The following is a 1,086-nucleotide window of genomic DNA, read 5'->3' as shown; positions in this document are numbered from 1 at the left end:
CCGACAGCTACTCGGGCACCACCATTGATGGCGCGCAGAAAGTGACCATCAAGCCCACGGGTGATGTCACCGTGGACACCAGCGGCTGGGACAACATCAGCCAGCTCATGGTGCAAAACGTTAAGGGCGACGTCACGCTGCAAGACCTGCAGGACGCCTCGACCCAGTACACGGTCAGCGACGCCATCCGCGCCCAGGACACCGTGCACCTGAACTTTGATGGGCAAAGCGTGAACGGCGGGGAAGTCAACCTGGCGGTCAACGAAGTGAACGCGGCGGTGGTGATCGATGCCGACGCGGGCGCGAGCATCGATACCATCAACCTGACGATCGCAGACCAGAGCGCGGGCCACGAGTCCAACATGGCCGCACTGGTGGGCGATGGCACCACGACGCTGAACATTTCGGGCGGCACCAGTGGCCTGAACTTCGGTATCGAAGGCGCGCTCGATTCAACCCTGACCACGCTGAACGCGGCCACGGTTGCGGCCAATCTGAACCTGAACGTGTCCGATTCGGATCAGGCCATGACCGTTACGCTGGGCTCGGGCAACGATACGCTGAACATGGGCAATTCGCTGGCCAGCGGTGATGTGATCAATGGCGGGGCGGGCAACGACCGCGTGATCGCCACGTTCGAGGGCGGGCAGGCGAACCGCGCGCCCACGATGCGCAATGTCGAGACGCTGGAGGCCTCCTTCCTGAGCGCGGTGCACTTTAGCGGCGCCAATGTCGATGGCCTGAAGACCATTGACCTGAACGCCTCGAGCGCGCGCGCTGACTTTGACGCGATGGACAGCACGCTGACCACGCTCAACGTCAAGGGCAACCTGGCCCAGGGCGTGGAAGTGGACTACGACGGCACCGCGCTGAGCACGCTGGAGATCAATCTGCAGGGCGCCACCAGCAGCATCGGCAACGCTGCCAACCCGGCCGCGATCCGCGTGATCAATGCCGACAAGGTCAGCCTGAACCATAACGGCAGCAAAAATGTGAGCATCGAGGGCGGCCTGCAGGTCGATGAGAACTTCCTGGGCCGCGCCACCACCGATGTCAGCATCACCAACAACTCGGTGGGCGATCTGA

Annotated in this window: 1 protein-coding gene; it reads left to right on the top strand. The window is 63.0% G+C overall.

Translation table 11 applies throughout. The features are described 5' to 3' along the window. Nucleotides 1-1,086: hypothetical protein (locus ERE07_RS21790; RefSeq protein WP_167671059.1), on the top strand; the 1,086-nt coding region annotated here is incomplete at both ends.

The sequence above is a fragment of the Allopusillimonas ginsengisoli genome, from assembly GCF_004153455.1.
GTDB classification, from domain to species: Bacteria; Pseudomonadota; Gammaproteobacteria; order Burkholderiales; family Burkholderiaceae_B; genus Allopusillimonas; species Allopusillimonas ginsengisoli.
Note: the sequence above shows the minus strand (reverse complement) of the source record. Positions and strands in the feature narration are given on the sequence as shown.